Raw genomic sequence first — 15,805 nt, 5'->3', positions numbered from 1 at the left:
TGATCGGTTTCAGCCTTTGTGTTGATGCGCTAACTTGGCCTGGGCTTGCCGTGCAATTTCTTCAGCCAGCAATTCTTCAGACGTTTTGTTCTGCAACTTCTTGTTGGGGTTGGGACAAACGCCACGCAAAAAACCAATGCACTTGATCAAATGCGAGATCCCCTGCAGCGAAATCAGGGCAAAACCAATGGGAATAATCAATTTGGCGGGCCAGCGAATCAAGCCACCGGAGTTGGAAGACACTTCCTGAGTCAGGTAAGAGTCCATGAACACCGGCCAGGACAAGATCATGATGGCAAGACAGGCAGGCAACATGAACAGCACCACACACACGGCTTCGATCACTATTTGTTTGCGCTCGGACAGGCGTGAGGCCAGCACATCGACGCGTACATGCTCATTGCGCAAGAAGGTGTAGCCGCCCGTCAGCAGAAAAAGCGCACCGAACAGATACCATTGCACTTCCAGCCAGGCATTGGAGCTGATATCGAAAAATTTGCGCGCAAAGGCGTTATAGGAGCTGATCACCACAACCAGCAGAACCACCCACATGACCACTCGGCCACAGAGCTGATTCAGGCTGTCGATCGCCCTTGATAGTTTGAGTAGTAATTGCATCAATCCCCCAGATTTTCTGCGTTGAAATAAGGGCCTGTTGGACTCTACTGAGACCGAAACGGGTGGGGCACTTTTGTAGGGCTTGGCCGCTCATAGCCCAGGTGTTTGACAAGCAGGCGACCCCGATTGACAGGCGTCTACGCCGGCCCACAGCGATACGCCCTGTCATCTCTTTCCTTGCCCCGTTCTATTGATCGTCTTGCGTCGTCTATGCGCTTATGAGCGCCGGAAAAGTCCCTTGAAGCGGTCCCACAAAATGCTGAAAAACATCTTGACCGGATTGAACTCGGCCACGACGGGCTCCTCGCCTTCTGCCAGCGGTTTTTCTAGGCGCAGGTTTACGTTCTTGCCGAACTCCGCAATCATGCGGCGCACGAAATCCTGAACCAGCCCGGAGCGCGAAAACTGCGCCAGTGGCCCTTGCAGCGAATACACCAGTTCCACTTCCACGCGGCTGCGCTCTGGGCCATCCGGATTGACCTGAAAGCTGACATCGCCACGCGCACGCGATTGGCTCAAGGAGTCCACGCCCTCACCGCGCAGCACGGCGGCACGGCGTTCGTTGTCTTCTTCCAACGTGGCATTGCCCTTGAAGGCAGCCGACATGGGGCCAAACTTGATGGCGATCTTGCCTTGTACCGTGGCCCCTTCCTGAGACTCGATCATCGCGCCGGGCAGACAGCCCGCCACTTTGGGCAAATCCTTCATGAAAGCCCACACCTGATCGGCCGGGAAACGGGCATCAAAACCACCTTGAATGGCTTGGCCTTTGCCCTTATCGGCACGACCGGACGCGGCGGGTGCTGCAGCGGCCACCGGAGCGGGTGCCTGCACGTCTTCCTGGACAGCGTCAAACGTCGTAAAGCCGTTCTGGTTCCAGTCCTGCTGCACGTTTTGCACCACAGCAGCGCGCAAGGCGTCTACCTGGGCATCGGGCTGATCGCGCAGGGCTTGCAGCACGGACAGGATGGCAGCCGTAATGCCTTGATAGCCGGTACAGCGGCAAATATTGCCGGACAGTTCAATGCGCACACGGGCTTCGTCTGCGTCGGGCAAACGCAGCACGATATCGCGGCTGGTGGCCAACATGCCAGGCGTACAGAAGCCGCATTGCAAAGCATGTTTTTCCGAAAAAGCGGTACGCAGACGGCTCATGATCGGGTCGTCGTCGTAGCCCTCTACGGTGGTGACTTCGTGCCCATCGCAAGCGCCGGCAAAGGTAATGCAGGAGCGCACCGGACGACCATCCACCAGCACCGTACATGCACCGCACACACCGTGCTCACAGCTCAGATTGGTGCCGGTCAAACGGCTTTTCTCGCGGATGAAATCACCCAGATGGGTACGCGGTTCGACCTCGTGCTTTTGCTGGCGACCATTAACTTGAATCGAGATTTCTGCCATGTCTTACCCTTTCACGCCCAGCGCTTGCTTCAGGCTGCGCTCTACGACCGTACGGAACAGCACCTGATGGGCCTCGTCCCGCTGTGCCAGATACGGCTGCAAGGCCGCTGCAATGATGTCCCCTTCCAGGACGGCGGCCCCTTGTGCAGCCACTTTCACGGCCAGCTCGGGTAAGGAGCGCGGCGCACCTTCCATGGCACCAATGACCACTCGCGCCGTGCGCGTGGCCGGGTCGAAATAGCAGGCACAACTGGCATCGGCAAACTCACCCACTTTGCGGGTGAATTTGTAGTAACCCCAACGGGCCGAACCGGACACCGCAGGCACATCTACGGACTCGATAAACTCACCGGCTTCCAGCACCGTGGTGTAGGCGGCCAACATGAATTCGCTCATGGGAACGCTACGGCTACCTTGGGTTCCACGTACATTGATGCGTGCGCCCAAAGCGACGCAGGTCAGCACCCAGTCTGCCGCCGGGTCCGCATGGGCCAGGCTGCCACCCAAAGTGCCGCGATTGCGTACACCCCGGTAAGCAATGCGGCCCGCCACTTTCTGCATCATGTGACCGCGCAGCAATTCATGAATACCATCTTCAATCTGAGCGTGAGTCACGGCTGCGCCGATACGCACGTGTCCTTTAATGGCTGTGACCTGACGCAGCTCGGGCACGGCCGATACATCCAGCACACGACCTGGACGCACCAGCCGCAAATTCAACATGGGGCCCAGGGACTGGCTGCCGCCCATCAGGCGCAGCGCTGAAGGGTCGCTGCCATAGGCATCCTGGATCTGTTGCAGGCTCTGGGCCTGTTCGTATTCAAACTTGGCGGCCTTCATGCCTGAACCTCCGACACGGGCTGTTTATCTTGTTGATTGACGGGCTGTGCGGCAGCGCGAATAGCGCTTAGCAGTCGATGCGGCGTCACGGGCGTATGCGAGACCTGGGCTCCCGTAGAGCGCAAGGCATTGTTAATGGCCGACATGATGGCAGCGGGAGGGGCAATTGCGCCGCCCTCGCCCATGCCCTTGGCACCAAACTCCGTATTGGGCGAAGGGCTTTCCATGTGTTCGATATGAATATTGGGCACTTCGCAGGCACCGGGCATCACATAATCGGCCAAGGTCGATGCCAACGGCTGGCCAAACTCGTCATAAGGCATTTCTTCATACAAGGCGGTGCCAATCCCCTGGGCAATCCCGCCAATCGTCTGGCCTTCCACAATCATGGGGTTGATCATGACGCCGCAGTCTTCCACCACCACGTACTTGAGCACTTCCACGCCACCGGTACTCGGATCAACCGCCACCACCACGGCATTGCTGGCGTAGGTGAAGCTGCCTGTATCGACTTTGGGCTTGTAACCGACGGACAGTTCCAGACCTTGCGGGTCCACATCCTCGGGCAAATGCTGCGGGTTGATGTACCAGGCATCGGCCACTTGGGCGATGCTGATCTGCCGGCCATCGGCACTAAAGGTATCGCCTTGGTGCTGCATGTGGTCCACATCCGTTTTCAGCATATGCGCGGCAATCTTGCGTACGCGTGGCAGCAGCTCTTTGCAGGCCTTGGATACCGCACCGCCCGACATCACCAAGGAGCGCGAGGCGTACGTGCCGGTGGAAAAGGGCGTGCGGCCCGTATCACCGTGCACCACTTTGATCTTGGCCACGGGAATGCCCAGAATTTCGCTGGCGATCTGGGCAAAAGACGTTTCCATGCCCTGACCGTGCGAGTGCACACCCACACGCACTTCCAGACCGCCGTCCGGGGTCATGCGTACAAACGCCTGATCGAAACCAGGAATCACCGCTGTACCCCAACTGGCGAACACGGAGGTGCCGTGTGCGGACTGCTCGGTATAGGACGCCACACCCAAACCAATCAAACGACCATCGGGCTCACCCTTGGCCTGACGAGCCAGCACGGCATCCACATCCACCGCAGCCAAAGCGCGACGCAAACTTTCTGGATAATCACCCGAGTCGTAATGCTTATTAGCCACGTTGATGTAAGGCATTTGCTCGCCTTGCACCAGATTCATCAAGCGAATTTCCCAGGAGGGCTTGCCGACCGCCAACGCGATCTGATCCATCATTTGTTCAATGGCCAGGCAGACACCCGTACGGGCAACGCCGCGATACGGCATAAAGCCAGGCTTGTTGGTGCCCACACCGCGTGTGCGGCAACGGTAGCCACGGAAATCGTACGGACCGGGCAAGTTGCCCAGGGCCTGGCCTACTTCCAGACCCACGGTAAAGGGCCAGACGGAGTACGCGCCGCCATCAATATCAATTTCAGCGTCCAGCGCCAGCAGGCGGCCTTCATGGCTGATGTGTGCTTTCAATCGGTACTGGTGTTCACGGGTATTGGCGCCCGCAATCAAGTGCTCGCGACGGTCTTCCATGAAACGGAACGGTTTGCGGAAGGTCTTGGCCAACCAGGCCACGCACAGCTCTTCCTGATGCAGCACGCATTTATAACCAAAGGCGCCGCCCACATCGGGGGAAATCACACGCACCTGCGCCTGATCCATCCCCAGGAACTGGGCAATGCCGGTACGGTGCATGTGTGGGATCTGACTGCCGCAATACACCACCAGTTGATCAGCCTGAAAATCCCAATAGGCCAACACCGCCTTGCCTTCCATCGGCAACATGCACTGCCGCGACAGGCTGACAGAATGCTCGATTACGCGGTCAGCACGGGCGGCGTGCTCTTCAAAGGCCACGTCCGAGCGCAAGGTCACAAACACATTGTCCTGCCAGCCTTCATGCAACAGATCCCCCTGCGCGGCCAGCGAGGCCGGCACACTGCCATAAACCGGCAGCTCGTCATACAGGGCTTCGATCTCCTCCAGAACGTCCTCGGCCACGGCGCGGCTCTCACCAAAGGCCAAGGCAACCGGTTCGCCCACATAACGCACGCTGCCCGAGGCCAGCGGCGGCATGCTGGAGGCCTGATAGCTGGGCAAGGTGGACGCGGCGTAAATATCCTGACAGTCCGGCATATCGGCGCGGGTAATGACCTGTGCGCGTGCGCTGTCTTCAATATTGATCTGACGGATGCGGGCATGCGCCATGGGGCTGCGCAAGAAGGCGACTTCCTGTAGCCCCGGCATGGTCATGTTTCCGATGAAGTTGCCCTGGCCATTGAGATGGCGCGCATCCTCCTTGCGAAGGATACGCGCACCCACTCCTTGGCCACCCGGGCGTGACGGGTGACTGTGCTGACTCATTTCACTACCTTAATAATGTGCTGCTTAACTGCGCTTGCCCAACTCGCTGAAGGTGAAGTTGTCCAGGGCGCTTTCGGCAACCCGGAACCAACTGGCCTCCTGCTCCTGGAAGGTTTTCCAGCCTGGATAGATCTTGGCAAAATCAGCGTTGCTCTCCGACAGTTCCTTCCACAGCTCCTGAGACTTGTCGTAAGCGGCCTTCATGACGTCCTTGGGGAAGTAACGCAGCTTGGCACCATCGGCCACCAGCTTGCGCAAGGCACTGGGATTCAAGGCATCGTATTTGGCCAGGCTCAGCATGGTCTGCTCGTTACAGGCAGTCTCGAAAGCAGCCTTGAAATTGGCAGGCAGAGCCTCCCAGGCTTCTTTGTTCACCATGGAGGTCAAGGATGCACTGCCTTCAAACCAACCGGGGGAATAGTAAAAAGGAGCGACTTTGTTCAAGCCCAGCCTTTCATCGTCGTAAGGGCCAATCCATTCGGCAGCATCAATCGTGCCTTTTTCCAGCGAGGAGTAAATATCGCTGGGGGGAATCTGCTGGGGTACGGCACCCAGTTTGGACAGCACCATGCCACCAATACCGCCAATACGCATTTTCAGACCTTGCAGGCTTTCCAGGTCTTTGATTTCCTTACGAAACCAGCCCCCCATCTGCACGCCCACATTCCCAGCCACAAAGTTCACGATGTTGTATTGGCTGTACATATCGCGCAGCAATTCCAGACCGCCACCGAAGTGGATCCAGGAATTGTGCTGACGGGCGTTCATGCCAAAAGACAGGCCAGTGTCAAAGGTCACGGCGGTGTTCTTGCCCACAAAAGCGGTACTGAGCACGTGGTTACATTCGACAGTGCCATTGCTGATGGCATCCATATTCTGCGCGTAAGGCACCAGTTCACCACCGGGGAACGCGCGAATTTCAAATTTGCCCTCGGTCAGTTCGCTGACACGTTTGCACAATGCTTCGGCCGAGCCGTAAATAGTGTCCAGACTTTTGGGCCAACCGGTGGACATGCGCCAGCGCACGGTGGGGCTGCTTTGTGCGATTGCAGGGGCAGCGACCGCTGCCAGACCTGCACCTGCGGCCGTTGCCGATTTCAGCAGAAAACTACGACGCTCCATCACTCACCTCTTTGTATTTTTTAGTGTATTGACACCCCTTGCTCGATAGGGGCCTGGGTAGCTGCCCGCCAGTCTGACCTTATGCTCGGACAACTGCTGTCTGAACCTTGCCAAACCGTCCCCCCAAGGGGCCAGACGGACGTTCAAAGCAGTGTTGCTACGCTGTAAAATTCACAATCACCGCCTCAATAATAGTAAGTGTGCTGATTAATTAATTTTTGGTCAAGCAGGGAAACTACTGACGCATGTCCTTGATGAGATAAAGGAAAGCACCATCAATAGCTTAAACCTAAACTAGCGCAATCCCTTATAAAAACGATATTTTATTTTATAATTTATACAGTATACTGACTAATTGAAAGCACAACCTGGAGACAGCTTTGAACTGGATAAAAATTTCCGAAACCGATGCCATCGACAACGAAGAGTCCCTGGCCATCGAGTGGGAAGGCAAGAAACTGGCCCTGCACAAACTGGACGACGAGTTCTACCTGACCGACAACGTCTGTACCCACCAATATGCCCTGCTGTCCGACGGCTATCTGGAAGACGGTTGTGTGGAATGCCCCCTGCATCAGGCCAAGTTCTGTTTGCGAACCGGCAAGGCCATGAACGCCCCGGCCACGGTGGATATCAAGGTCTATCCGCTGCGTATTGAAGGCAGCGATATTCTGGCTGACTTTAGCCAGGCCTGAGCTTTTTTCTGCTGACGAGACGCAACATCATGGCACACCACACTTCCGTATTGATCATCGGCGCTGGCCAAGCGGCTTCGGTGCTGGCGCGTGAACTGCGCAGCCTGGGCTATAACGGCAGCATTACCTTGGTAGGCGACGAAACTCATCTCCCCTACGAACGTCCGCCACTGTCCAAAGACGTGCTCAAGTCCAGCGCGACCACTGACAGCGTGTTTTTGCAAAAAGCCGAGTTCTATCAAGAACAACATATTGAACTCTTGCTGGGCACCCGCGTGCTGTCTCTGGATTGCACCGAACGTCAGGCAACATTGAGCAATGGCCAGACCTGGCGCTTTGAGCACGCCGTGCTGGCCACAGGCGGCGCGGCTCGCGAACTGGCCCTGCTGCCCGCCAGCCAGGCCAACGCCTTGTATCTGCGCACGCTGGACGATGCCCTGAGCCTGCAAGCCCGTCTGCATCCCGGTTTGCGCACCCTGGTTATAGGTGGTGGTTTCATGGGTCTGGAACTGGCCTCTACCGCCAGCGAAACCGGCGCACAGGTCACTGTCATTGAAGCGAATGAACGTCTGCTGGCGCGCAACGCCCCTACCCTGCTGTCGCAATGGTTGCTGGAGCGTTTCGAGTCACAAGGCATCACGGTGCGTCTGGGTCAGGGTGTGCGCCAAGCTCACTTTGTGGCACAGAACGAGCATCCCGTTCAGTTGGAACTGAATGATGGCCAGATCCTGAATGGCGATCTGGCTATTGTGGCAGCCGGTCTGACTGCGAACTCCGCCTTGGCCCGGGCCAGCGGCATTGCGGTAGACGAGATGACGGCTGGGATTATTGTGGATCGCCAGGGTCGCACCAGTGTGGCGGGTATTTATGCCGCCGGTGATTGCGCCACACAAATTTGCCCCGACACCGCCGTGCGCACGCGCACCGAATCCTGGCAGAACGCCAATGAGCAAGCCCGTCAGGTGGCCCACGCCATTGTCGGGCAGGATGCCCCTACTGCACCCATTAGCTGGTTCTGGACGGATGTGCTCGGTTGCAATATTCAGATGCTGGGCCAAGGCAGCCCGGATCTGCACTATCAAGTACGCGGCGTCATGGACAGCCAGGGCGATGCCATCAGTTTCATGTTGCTGGCATTCGAGGGCCAGCATCTGCGCCACGCGATTGCCGTCAATGCTGGTGCAGATCTACGCGCCTTACGCGGTGTCATGGAACAGAACCTGCCTGTCGATCCGGCCATCGTGCTGGACCCGACAACAAAACTGCGCCAGTACGTGAAAGAAGCCGCCCGTACGGCCCAAGTCTAAGAAAGAGAAGCGGCCTGCGCCGCCTCGTCATCACGAATCATTAAAGAGTTATCAGAGGAGAACCCCATGTATCAGACGCAAACGGTGATAGGCCAGACGGTCGGGTCCAAAGACCGCCCTGTCGAGCAATGCACCTGGCCCGAGGATGTGCTCAACACCATTCCGGATTGGGTCTACACCAGCAACGACATCTACAACCGCGAGATGGAACGCATTTTCCACGGTGACACCTGGAACTTTGTCGCCCTGGAAGCGGAGATCCCCGATTCGGGCGACTACAAGCGCTCATATGTGGGTTCCACGCCGGTGGTGGTGGCTCGTGCAGAGGATGGCAGCATCAACGTGTTTGAGAACCGATGTGCACACCGGGGCGCCGAGTTCTGCCGCCACAACCAGGGCAACACCAATGAGTTTGTGTGCCCGTATCACCAGTGGTCTTACAGCCTGAAGGGTGATCTGCAAGGGATTCCTTTCAAGCGCGGTGCGAATAAAGAAGGCGGCATGCCTCGCAGCTTCAAGAACTCCGAACATGGCCTGAAAAAACTGCATGTGACCACGCACAATGGCGTGATTTTTGCGTCCTACAGCGACCAGGTCGAACCGATTACGGAATACCTGACGCCTGAAATCCTGAAGGATTTCGAGGCTATTTTCCCCGGCAAAAAACTGAAGATTCTGGGTTACTACCGTAACGAGTTGCCTTGCAACTGGAAGATGTATCACGAGAACCTGAAGGATCCCTACCACGCAACCTTGCTGCATTCTTTCCTGGTGGTATTTGGTTTACTGGTTGCAGGCAACAAGTCGCAAATGTATGTGGACCCTGTGCACGGTCGTCACGGCTATATGGCCTCGGCCAAGTCCGAGGACAAGTATGCCGAGGTCAGCGAGGACAACAAGAAGGAAATGCGTTCCTTTGTGGACGATATGCGTTTGCGCGATGAGCGTTTCCTGGACTACATCAAAGAGTTCGATTCGCCTTGGTCGGTCACCATGCAAACGATCTGGCCCAACCTGATTGTTCAGCGCGAGATGAATACCTTGGGTGTGCGTCAGATTGTGCCCAATGGCCCGAACAGCCTGATCATGCAATGGACCATGTTTGGCTATGAAGACGATACCGAGGAGATGACTCGTCACCGTCTGCGTCAGGGCAACCTGATGGGCCCTGCCGGTTTTCTGGGTCTGGAAGACAACGAGGCCATGAAGTTTGTGCAGGAAGGGGTACGTCGTTCCAGCAGCGAGGTGAACATCATCAAGCTGGATGAAAGCAAGCTGGGTACGTCCAATACGCTGATCTCGGAAGCGGCTATTCGCTCCATGTACCAGTACTACCGCCAAGTGATGGATCTGTAAGACGAGCTGACTTATGAAAATGGATTTTTCTTTCAAACCCGCCCAGGTTTCTGTTGAGCGTGCTTTGGCGTTGAAGGCGGAAATTGAGCTTTTCAATGCCGAGTACTGTGCCACGTTGGATCGTGGCAATGTTGAGGACTGGCCCCTGTTTTTTGTGGAGGACGCGGTTTACCGGGTTACTTCACGCGAGAACGCGGATCTGAATTTGCCGGTGGGCCTGGTCTATGCCGAAGGGCGCGACATGATGCACGATCGTGCGGTGGCGATTGCCCGCACGCAGATGTATGCCCCGCGCTACATGCTGCATCTGGTCACGGATGTTCGTGTGATCAGCGAGGCGGACAATGGTGACATTGAGGCCGAGGGTAATTTCATGCTGATGCAGACCTTGGTGGAAGGGCCTTCTACTGTGCATCTGGTGGGTAATTATTTTGATACGTTCACGCGTATGGAGGGTCGTTTGATGCTCAAGGAGCGTCAGGTGATTTTTGATACGTCCATCCTGGCGAACGATCTGGTGTTCCCGGTATAAGTCCGTGGTTTGCATCTGATTTTAAAACTGTTTTTTGTGTGCTGTTTCCGAGCCACTTGAGTCAGAAGGTCTTCTGATTCCTTTGAGCACCCTTCTTTGTTGAGGGGTGCTTTTTTTTCTTATTTATTGGGCAGAGGGCTTATGTCTGGCGCAATGTCAGAGATATGAGACCTTAGGGCTGGTAGCGCAGGCTTGGGGGGCCTATAAGGCCTGGAGGAATTCAGGTTAGTCAGGGTGGGGGGTAAAGGAAGTCTCTGTGAAAACGCCATTCAGTCAACCTGCTGGGGTGTTGGGCTGAGCACTTGCCGGTGCTGCGCACCGGTGCCCTTGTCAGGAGATAGCTACGGGCGCATCCTGAACTCGCCGGGTACTTGGTCCCCCGGGCCAAGTACAAGCGTCCGGCTCAAACAGCAGGATGCTTGCACCCCTACGCTATCTCCTGCCCGCGGCAAGTACTCTGATCCGCCCCTACACCCCAGCAGGCCGACTGAACGGCTCACAATGGCTTTTTATCTACCAAGCACTTACTGACTTTTTGAACAGACAGGGCCTCTTTCCTTGCTCTTCTGCATTTCCTAAACGCCCATCGTTTTGCTCTTTTTCACTCTCCTCTGCAAGTGCCGTTTGGGCTTTAAACCATGTTGCTTGTTTTCTTGTGCGGCCCAGGTTCGGCTTGGCGGGTGAGTCAGGGTTCTTGCCACGGGCAAATTAACGAGGCGGGATGCAAAAGGCGTGCTGTTTAAGGAGCACGCCTGCGGTCGGTCCGGGTGAGCAGTCGCGCTCCGAGTTCACGGCCCGCCCGCAACGGCGCACTGACAAGGGCACCCACGCACGGCATGAGCAAGGGATCCGCCAAGACAAGCCACACAGGGGCCCTACAAGAAAACGTTCCACCGCAATCCTTGCGGCCCCACGCCACTGCCAGAAATAAAAAAGCCCCCGAGAGCCATCCGGCTCCCAGGGGCACAGGTCCGATAGCCTGCCCCCAAGCGGCAGACCATCGATACTCAATCACAAGGCTATCAAAACAGACTTGTTAACGACGACTCATGTCTATCAAACACGGACGCCCATCCAGGCCATGATGAAACACATCGTTCTTCTCAAATACTCAAGAGCTTGAATCGCTTTAAAGACCAATCAACTTCATCGCTTCTTCCCGCGTTGCCACGGTGGCGTACTTCTGACGCATGTCGAAGAGGTTAGCCTCGTGTGGGCCAATTGCACGGTCACCCACGCAGTCCGACACCACCAAGGGGCGGAAGCCCAATTGCATCGCATCAACCACGCTGGAACGTACGCAACCGCTGGTAACCGCACCGGCGACCAGCAGTGTTTGCACACCACGTTGCGTCAGCCACGCAGCCAAGGGCGTACCAAAGAAAGCCGACGGCACATTCTTGCGAACAATAAATTCACCGGGTGCAGGAGCCAACTCCGGCACGATGTGGCTGTTGTGTGCGTCTTCGGTCAGACCCAACATGCCGGGGACTTTGATGCTGAAGATGTTGTTATCAGCGCCATCGTCCGCATACACGATACGAGTGTGCGCCACCGGCCAGCCCTGTTCACGTGCCGTTGCCAGCAAGGTCTGCGTGTTCTCGATGGCTTCAGGGATATTGCCACCACCAAACACCGCCGGGTCAGCAAAACCATTCACCAGATCAATAATCAACAAGCCATACGGAGCTTTAGGCTCCAGCGTCGACCCAAACCCTTGTTGAGCGTAAACCGCTCCCTCATTCGTACTCACCAACGCCTCCGTCCAATACTTTGCCATCACGCACGACGGCGCGCCCATCCAGGCTGACCGTGCAATGTCGCAAAGGAATATCAATGTGGCAGGCCGTCGTGCGATTGCCGCCTGCCTCGTTGTTCGGCCCCAGGGAGAACAGGAAGTTACCCTCGAACGCGCGCGCATCCATGCCAATGGTGTTCTCACGCGAGTACAGGCCCAAGGTGGACCAGTGGGCGCGTGGCTGCAAACCCCAACCAATATGGGAAATCGCATAACCTTCGGGATCGTTGAAGGTCTTCATATATTCGTCCAGCAGTTCGGCTTCGATACCACCTTCAATCTTGGTGGCGTAGCCGTTTTCCACGGTCAGAATGATCTGCTCGGTCGAGTATTTCTTCTGCGGCAACAGAATGTCGCCCTTGTCGATCACGATGGTGCCGTTGGTGCCCAACTCATTGGGCCAGGTCAGCACAAAGCCGCTAGGCCAGTGATCCCAACGACCGGGTTCATCTACAAAACCGTATTCACGAATCGCAGGGAATTCACCCAGTGGGCAACGCAGATTAGTACCAGCAGGTGAGGTAATGCTCATTTCCTTGGCGGCCTTGATCAAGGCGGCCGCCGCTGTCACGCGTGCGCGATCTGCTTCGGTTGGCACGGTGCGAACCAGAATTTCGGGTGGCTCCACGGCCAACAGAATCTTGGTACCCGACTTCAAAATGTCGATCTGCTCGGGCGAGAACAACAGGGTCATCAGGTCCAAAACCAGATCGCTGGCCTTCAAGGCGGCGATCGCCGCTTCGTTACCCGTCAGCGGGGTCGTTCCCAAATACGCCAGCGAGTCCCGGCTCAAGGCTTTTTCCGCATTGACCGGCAACAAGTCCAGACGATTGACAATCGCGCCCATGGACTGAGCGGCAATCTGCGCGCACTGCATGGTCTGGGGGTGCGTGGTCGAGCTGGTCAGCAAGGTCACGGTTTGACCCGCTTGCAGCTTGGACAGGCGCAGCACCTCTTGCCATGCTTCGATAAGTTGATAATCACTCACTGCCATTTTGTCTCTCCTTGTGAGAGGTTCCGGCACTGACGCGGAACCTCTGCATCACGACGGGCCACCGTAGCGGCCCCGTCAACATCACACCAAGCGCTGGCCCAAAAAGTCACCGAAGGCTTCGTAGAAACCTGCTTCGTTGTCCCAAGGAATCATGTGACCGGCGTTCGGCACACGAACGTGCTGAACGCCCGACGCCAGTTGCTGAATCTCGGCCACATCCTCATCACGCACCACATCGCCACGCTCGGCGGTCATCAGCAAAGCAGGCACCTTCAAATGCGGGAAGTCGACGTGGATATCGTCGGTGTGGAAACCTTCAAAGCTGGCCAGAATCGCAGGCTCGTGGCAGGTGTGCAGCCACTGGGCACGCAATTGCAACTGCTCTTCGGTCCAGGTCGGGCAAAAAGCACGCATGTCCTCTGCGGTGCAGCCCTTGCGAGCCATGGCCATGGAATCCACGTACCAGGGCAGCTTGGAAGGATAAGCACGACGATCCGGGCCGGAGACGGGAGGATCAACCATCACCAGACGGTTCAGACCATCGCTGTTCTTGTGAGCCGCACGCAAACCGATACGAGCACCCATGGAGTGACCGACCACGATGTAGTCTTTAAGACCCAGGGCTTGAGCCAGGGCGATCAAATCATCGGCTTGCGCATCCAGGCTGTAATCCATGCCTTCAGCCGCTTCACTCAAACCACGGCCACGCACGTCCTGAATGTAGGTGTCAAAGTGCTTGCCGAACTGCTCACCCACAAAACCCCAGGTCACCGCCGGGCTGGTAATGCCGGGCACGATGATGACGGCAGGACGCTGATCGCGGCCCTGGCTGGAACCGCCGTAGCGCAGGTAATGCTGACGAATGCCATTGGCGTGCACATGAGCGCCATACAAAAATGTGCTCATGCTTAGCTCCGGTCCAGCTTGAACAGACGGGCCGCGTTGCCGTAGCACACCAGCTCGCGTGTCTTGTCATCCATAGGCGCTGCTTCGATGAAATCAGCAGCCAGTTCCGTGGATTCATAAGGGTAGTCCACCGAGAACAACACGGCTTCGGCACCCATTTCACCAATTGCGCCCATCAGCGTCGGTGCGGAACAGACCCCCGAAGTGGTGATCAGAATATTGCTGCCGATGTACTCGGACGGCTTGCGCTTTAAGGTGACACCGTGCGGGTAGACCGCAAAACGGCTGTCGTAGCGCCAACGCTGGAATGGCAGGCCTTCACCCATATGACCCAGCACCAGCTTCACTTCCGGGCAACGGTCAAACACACCACCGAACAACATGCGCAGCGCGTGGGTGCCGGTTTCTACACCCCAGCCCCAGGTCGCCCCCACCAGCTCCGGGTGGCCTGTGTAAGCGTGTGGCATTTCGTAGGCATCAAAAGGATGCAGATAGAACGGCACATCCAGCTTCTGCACGGTTTCCCAGAAGGCATCGTATTCGCGGCCATCGTAGTACACACCATGCGTGTGACCGTTGACCAAAGCGCCTTTCAAGCCCAGATCCTGCACAGCGCGCGTCAATTCCTGCGCGGCGGCAGCCGGGTCCTGCATGGGCAAGGTAGCAAAGCCGCCCAGGCGATCGGGATGGTGTGCAATTTGCTGCGCCAGGAAATCGTTGTTCTGACGCGCGCGCTCGATCGCGACGGACACATCTTTTTCCACCTGTACCCCAGGGCCGGTCTGCGACAGCACGACGTACTCGATACCGGCACGGTCCATTACCTCTAGACGCTGCGCGTCGAAGTCATGCAAACGAGCCATCAGTTCACGTGCGTCGGCGCTGTCAATGTGTTTGACAAAGGCCTTGGAATAATCCTCAAAGCCAACGGCGTTGAAGTGCTCCTCCAGTGCTATTTTTTTAATACGTTTCACCGTAAATTTTCCCTAAATTATTGATTTACATAAGGTCAATCGTTTGACCCCCCAACAATATCTATCAGTATGCTGATTATTATTGTTTTCAGCAAGTCGGGAAATCACATATACTTTGGGGCGTGGACAGCGCCTGTAGACAAGACTACAAATCAGAAATCGGGGCTTCTGTTCACGCTAGCGTAGCCCTGCTTTCCTTGTAGACGCCGACCTTGCTGCCGTACCCTTTGCAGGTCGTCCCGCTTTCAGTGTGCTGCCCTTTTGGCAACAGGCTGAAAGCCACTCAATCGATGACTGACTTATCCATGAAGAATCACGCCGAGCTAAAGCAAGAAGAACGACTGGAAGCCGACGAGGCCGACATCCTGGGTCCAGTGGAAGAAGAAAATGCCGAGCTGTATCGACACAAACTGTGGTCACGGCCCGGTTTTCTGGTTCGCCGTCTTAACCAGATTCACTACGCCATGTTTTACGAGGAGTGCAAAAGTGACCTGACCCCGGTTCAGCACGGTGTCCTGTCTGTGTTGATGGGTTCACCCTGGCTGGATCAAACCACGATCGGCTACGAGCTGGGGCTGGATCGCACCACCTCGGCCGATGTCATCCGCAGGCTGGAGGAAAAAGGGTTGCTGGGTCGTCGTATCAACCCCGACGACCGCCGCTCTCGCCAGACCTACATCACCGAAGCCGGTCTGGCAGCCATGCAGGAAATCAGTAGTGGCATGAACCGCGCCCAGGAACGATTGCTGGACCCGCTAACCGCCAAGCAGCGTCAAACCTTTATGTCCATGCTGACCCGCGTGGTGGAGCACAACAACCAATATGGCCGTGCTGCCCTGAAAAACATGTGACCAGTTCGG

14 protein-coding genes are annotated in these 15,805 nt (G+C 56.7%); 5 read left to right on the top strand and 9 right to left on the bottom strand.

Annotation, left to right across the window (positions count from 1 at the left end; genetic code table 11):
- Window positions 1-9: 9 nt before the first annotated feature.
- The 5 genes from AC6I6N_RS17680 to AC6I6N_RS17660 all read right to left on the bottom strand — a co-directional run bounded on the left by AC6I6N_RS17680 (window position 10) and on the right by AC6I6N_RS17660 (window position 6,383).
- On the bottom strand, window positions 10-618 hold the full coding sequence (locus AC6I6N_RS17680; protein WP_395029605.1) for a TRAP transporter small permease subunit: 609 nt from the start codon (window positions 616-618) through the stop codon (window positions 10-12).
- Window positions 619-834: 216 nt separating this feature from the next.
- A complete protein-coding gene (locus AC6I6N_RS17675; RefSeq protein ID WP_395029607.1) occupies window positions 835-2,022 on the bottom strand; it encodes a xanthine dehydrogenase family Fe-S subunit in 1,188 nt (395 codons plus the stop codon).
- 3 nt (window positions 2,023-2,025) lie between these two features.
- Complete coding sequence (locus AC6I6N_RS17670; RefSeq protein WP_395029608.1) at window positions 2,026-2,862, bottom strand: FAD binding domain-containing protein; 837 nt, start codon at window positions 2,860-2,862, stop codon at window positions 2,026-2,028.
- The gene (locus tag AC6I6N_RS17665) at window positions 2,859-5,261 is read right to left on the bottom strand and encodes a xanthine dehydrogenase family protein molybdopterin-binding subunit (RefSeq protein ID WP_395029610.1); all 2,403 of its coding nucleotides are present in this window, start codon (window positions 5,259-5,261) and stop codon (window positions 2,859-2,861) included. The genes AC6I6N_RS17670 and AC6I6N_RS17665 overlap by 4 nt, the downstream gene beginning before the upstream one ends.
- A 24-nt stretch (window positions 5,262-5,285) precedes the next feature.
- A complete protein-coding gene (locus AC6I6N_RS17660) occupies window positions 5,286-6,383 on the bottom strand; it encodes a TRAP transporter substrate-binding protein (RefSeq protein ID WP_395029611.1) in 1,098 nt (365 codons plus the stop codon).
- A 380-nt stretch (window positions 6,384-6,763) separates the two neighbouring features.
- Here AC6I6N_RS17660 and AC6I6N_RS17655 point away from each other — a divergent pair, with 380 nt between their 5' ends.
- From AC6I6N_RS17655 to AC6I6N_RS17640, 4 genes are all read left to right on the top strand, one after another.
- On the top strand, window positions 6,764-7,078 hold the full coding sequence (locus AC6I6N_RS17655; RefSeq protein WP_094197638.1) for a non-heme iron oxygenase ferredoxin subunit: 315 nt from the start codon (window positions 6,764-6,766) through the stop codon (window positions 7,076-7,078).
- Between the two features lie 29 nt (window positions 7,079-7,107).
- Window positions 7,108-8,385: an NAD(P)/FAD-dependent oxidoreductase gene (locus AC6I6N_RS17650; RefSeq protein WP_094197639.1), complete on the top strand. Its 1,278-nt coding sequence runs from the start codon at window positions 7,108-7,110 to the stop codon at window positions 8,383-8,385.
- Between the two features lie 66 nt (window positions 8,386-8,451).
- Window positions 8,452-9,741: an aromatic ring-hydroxylating dioxygenase subunit alpha gene (locus AC6I6N_RS17645; RefSeq protein ID WP_094197640.1), complete on the top strand. Its 1,290-nt coding sequence runs from the start codon at window positions 8,452-8,454 to the stop codon at window positions 9,739-9,741.
- Between the two features lie 13 nt (window positions 9,742-9,754).
- Window positions 9,755-10,273 carry an aromatic-ring-hydroxylating dioxygenase subunit beta gene (locus AC6I6N_RS17640; protein WP_249460144.1) on the top strand — a complete coding sequence of 173 codons (519 nt, stop codon included), beginning with the start codon at window positions 9,755-9,757 and terminating at the stop codon, window positions 10,271-10,273.
- A gap of 1,129 nt (window positions 10,274-11,402) precedes the next feature.
- Here AC6I6N_RS17640 and AC6I6N_RS17635 read toward each other — a convergent pair.
- The 4 genes from AC6I6N_RS17635 to AC6I6N_RS17620 form a co-directional block, all read right to left on the bottom strand.
- Complete coding sequence (locus AC6I6N_RS17635; protein WP_230019240.1) at window positions 11,403-12,026, bottom strand: N-carbamoylsarcosine amidohydrolase; 624 nt, start codon at window positions 12,024-12,026, stop codon at window positions 11,403-11,405.
- Window positions 12,013-13,065, bottom strand: coding sequence for a 2,5-dihydroxypyridine 5,6-dioxygenase NicX family protein (locus AC6I6N_RS17630; RefSeq protein WP_121739521.1), 1,053 nt, complete (start codon window positions 13,063-13,065; stop codon window positions 12,013-12,015). Before AC6I6N_RS17630 ends, AC6I6N_RS17635 begins: the two co-directional genes overlap by 14 nt.
- Before the next feature lie 81 nt (window positions 13,066-13,146).
- Window positions 13,147-13,971 (bottom strand): alpha/beta fold hydrolase, encoded by an 825-nt coding sequence (locus AC6I6N_RS17625; protein ID WP_094197644.1) that lies wholly within the window; start codon window positions 13,969-13,971, stop codon window positions 13,147-13,149.
- Between the two features lie 2 nt (window positions 13,972-13,973).
- Complete coding sequence (locus AC6I6N_RS17620; protein ID WP_094197645.1) at window positions 13,974-14,945, bottom strand: amidohydrolase family protein; 972 nt, start codon at window positions 14,943-14,945, stop codon at window positions 13,974-13,976.
- A 290-nt stretch (window positions 14,946-15,235) separates the two neighbouring features.
- Here AC6I6N_RS17620 and AC6I6N_RS17615 point away from each other — a divergent pair, with 290 nt between their 5' ends.
- Window positions 15,236-15,796: a MarR family winged helix-turn-helix transcriptional regulator gene (locus AC6I6N_RS17615; protein ID WP_094197646.1), complete on the top strand. Its 561-nt coding sequence runs from the start codon at window positions 15,236-15,238 to the stop codon at window positions 15,794-15,796.
- Window positions 15,797-15,805 lie beyond the last annotated feature (9 nt).

The sequence above is a fragment of the Alcaligenes sp. LTN-3 genome (assembly GCF_059735605.1).
The sequence above is the reverse complement of the archived record's forward strand: the minus strand, read 5'-3'. Positions and strand labels throughout refer to the sequence as shown.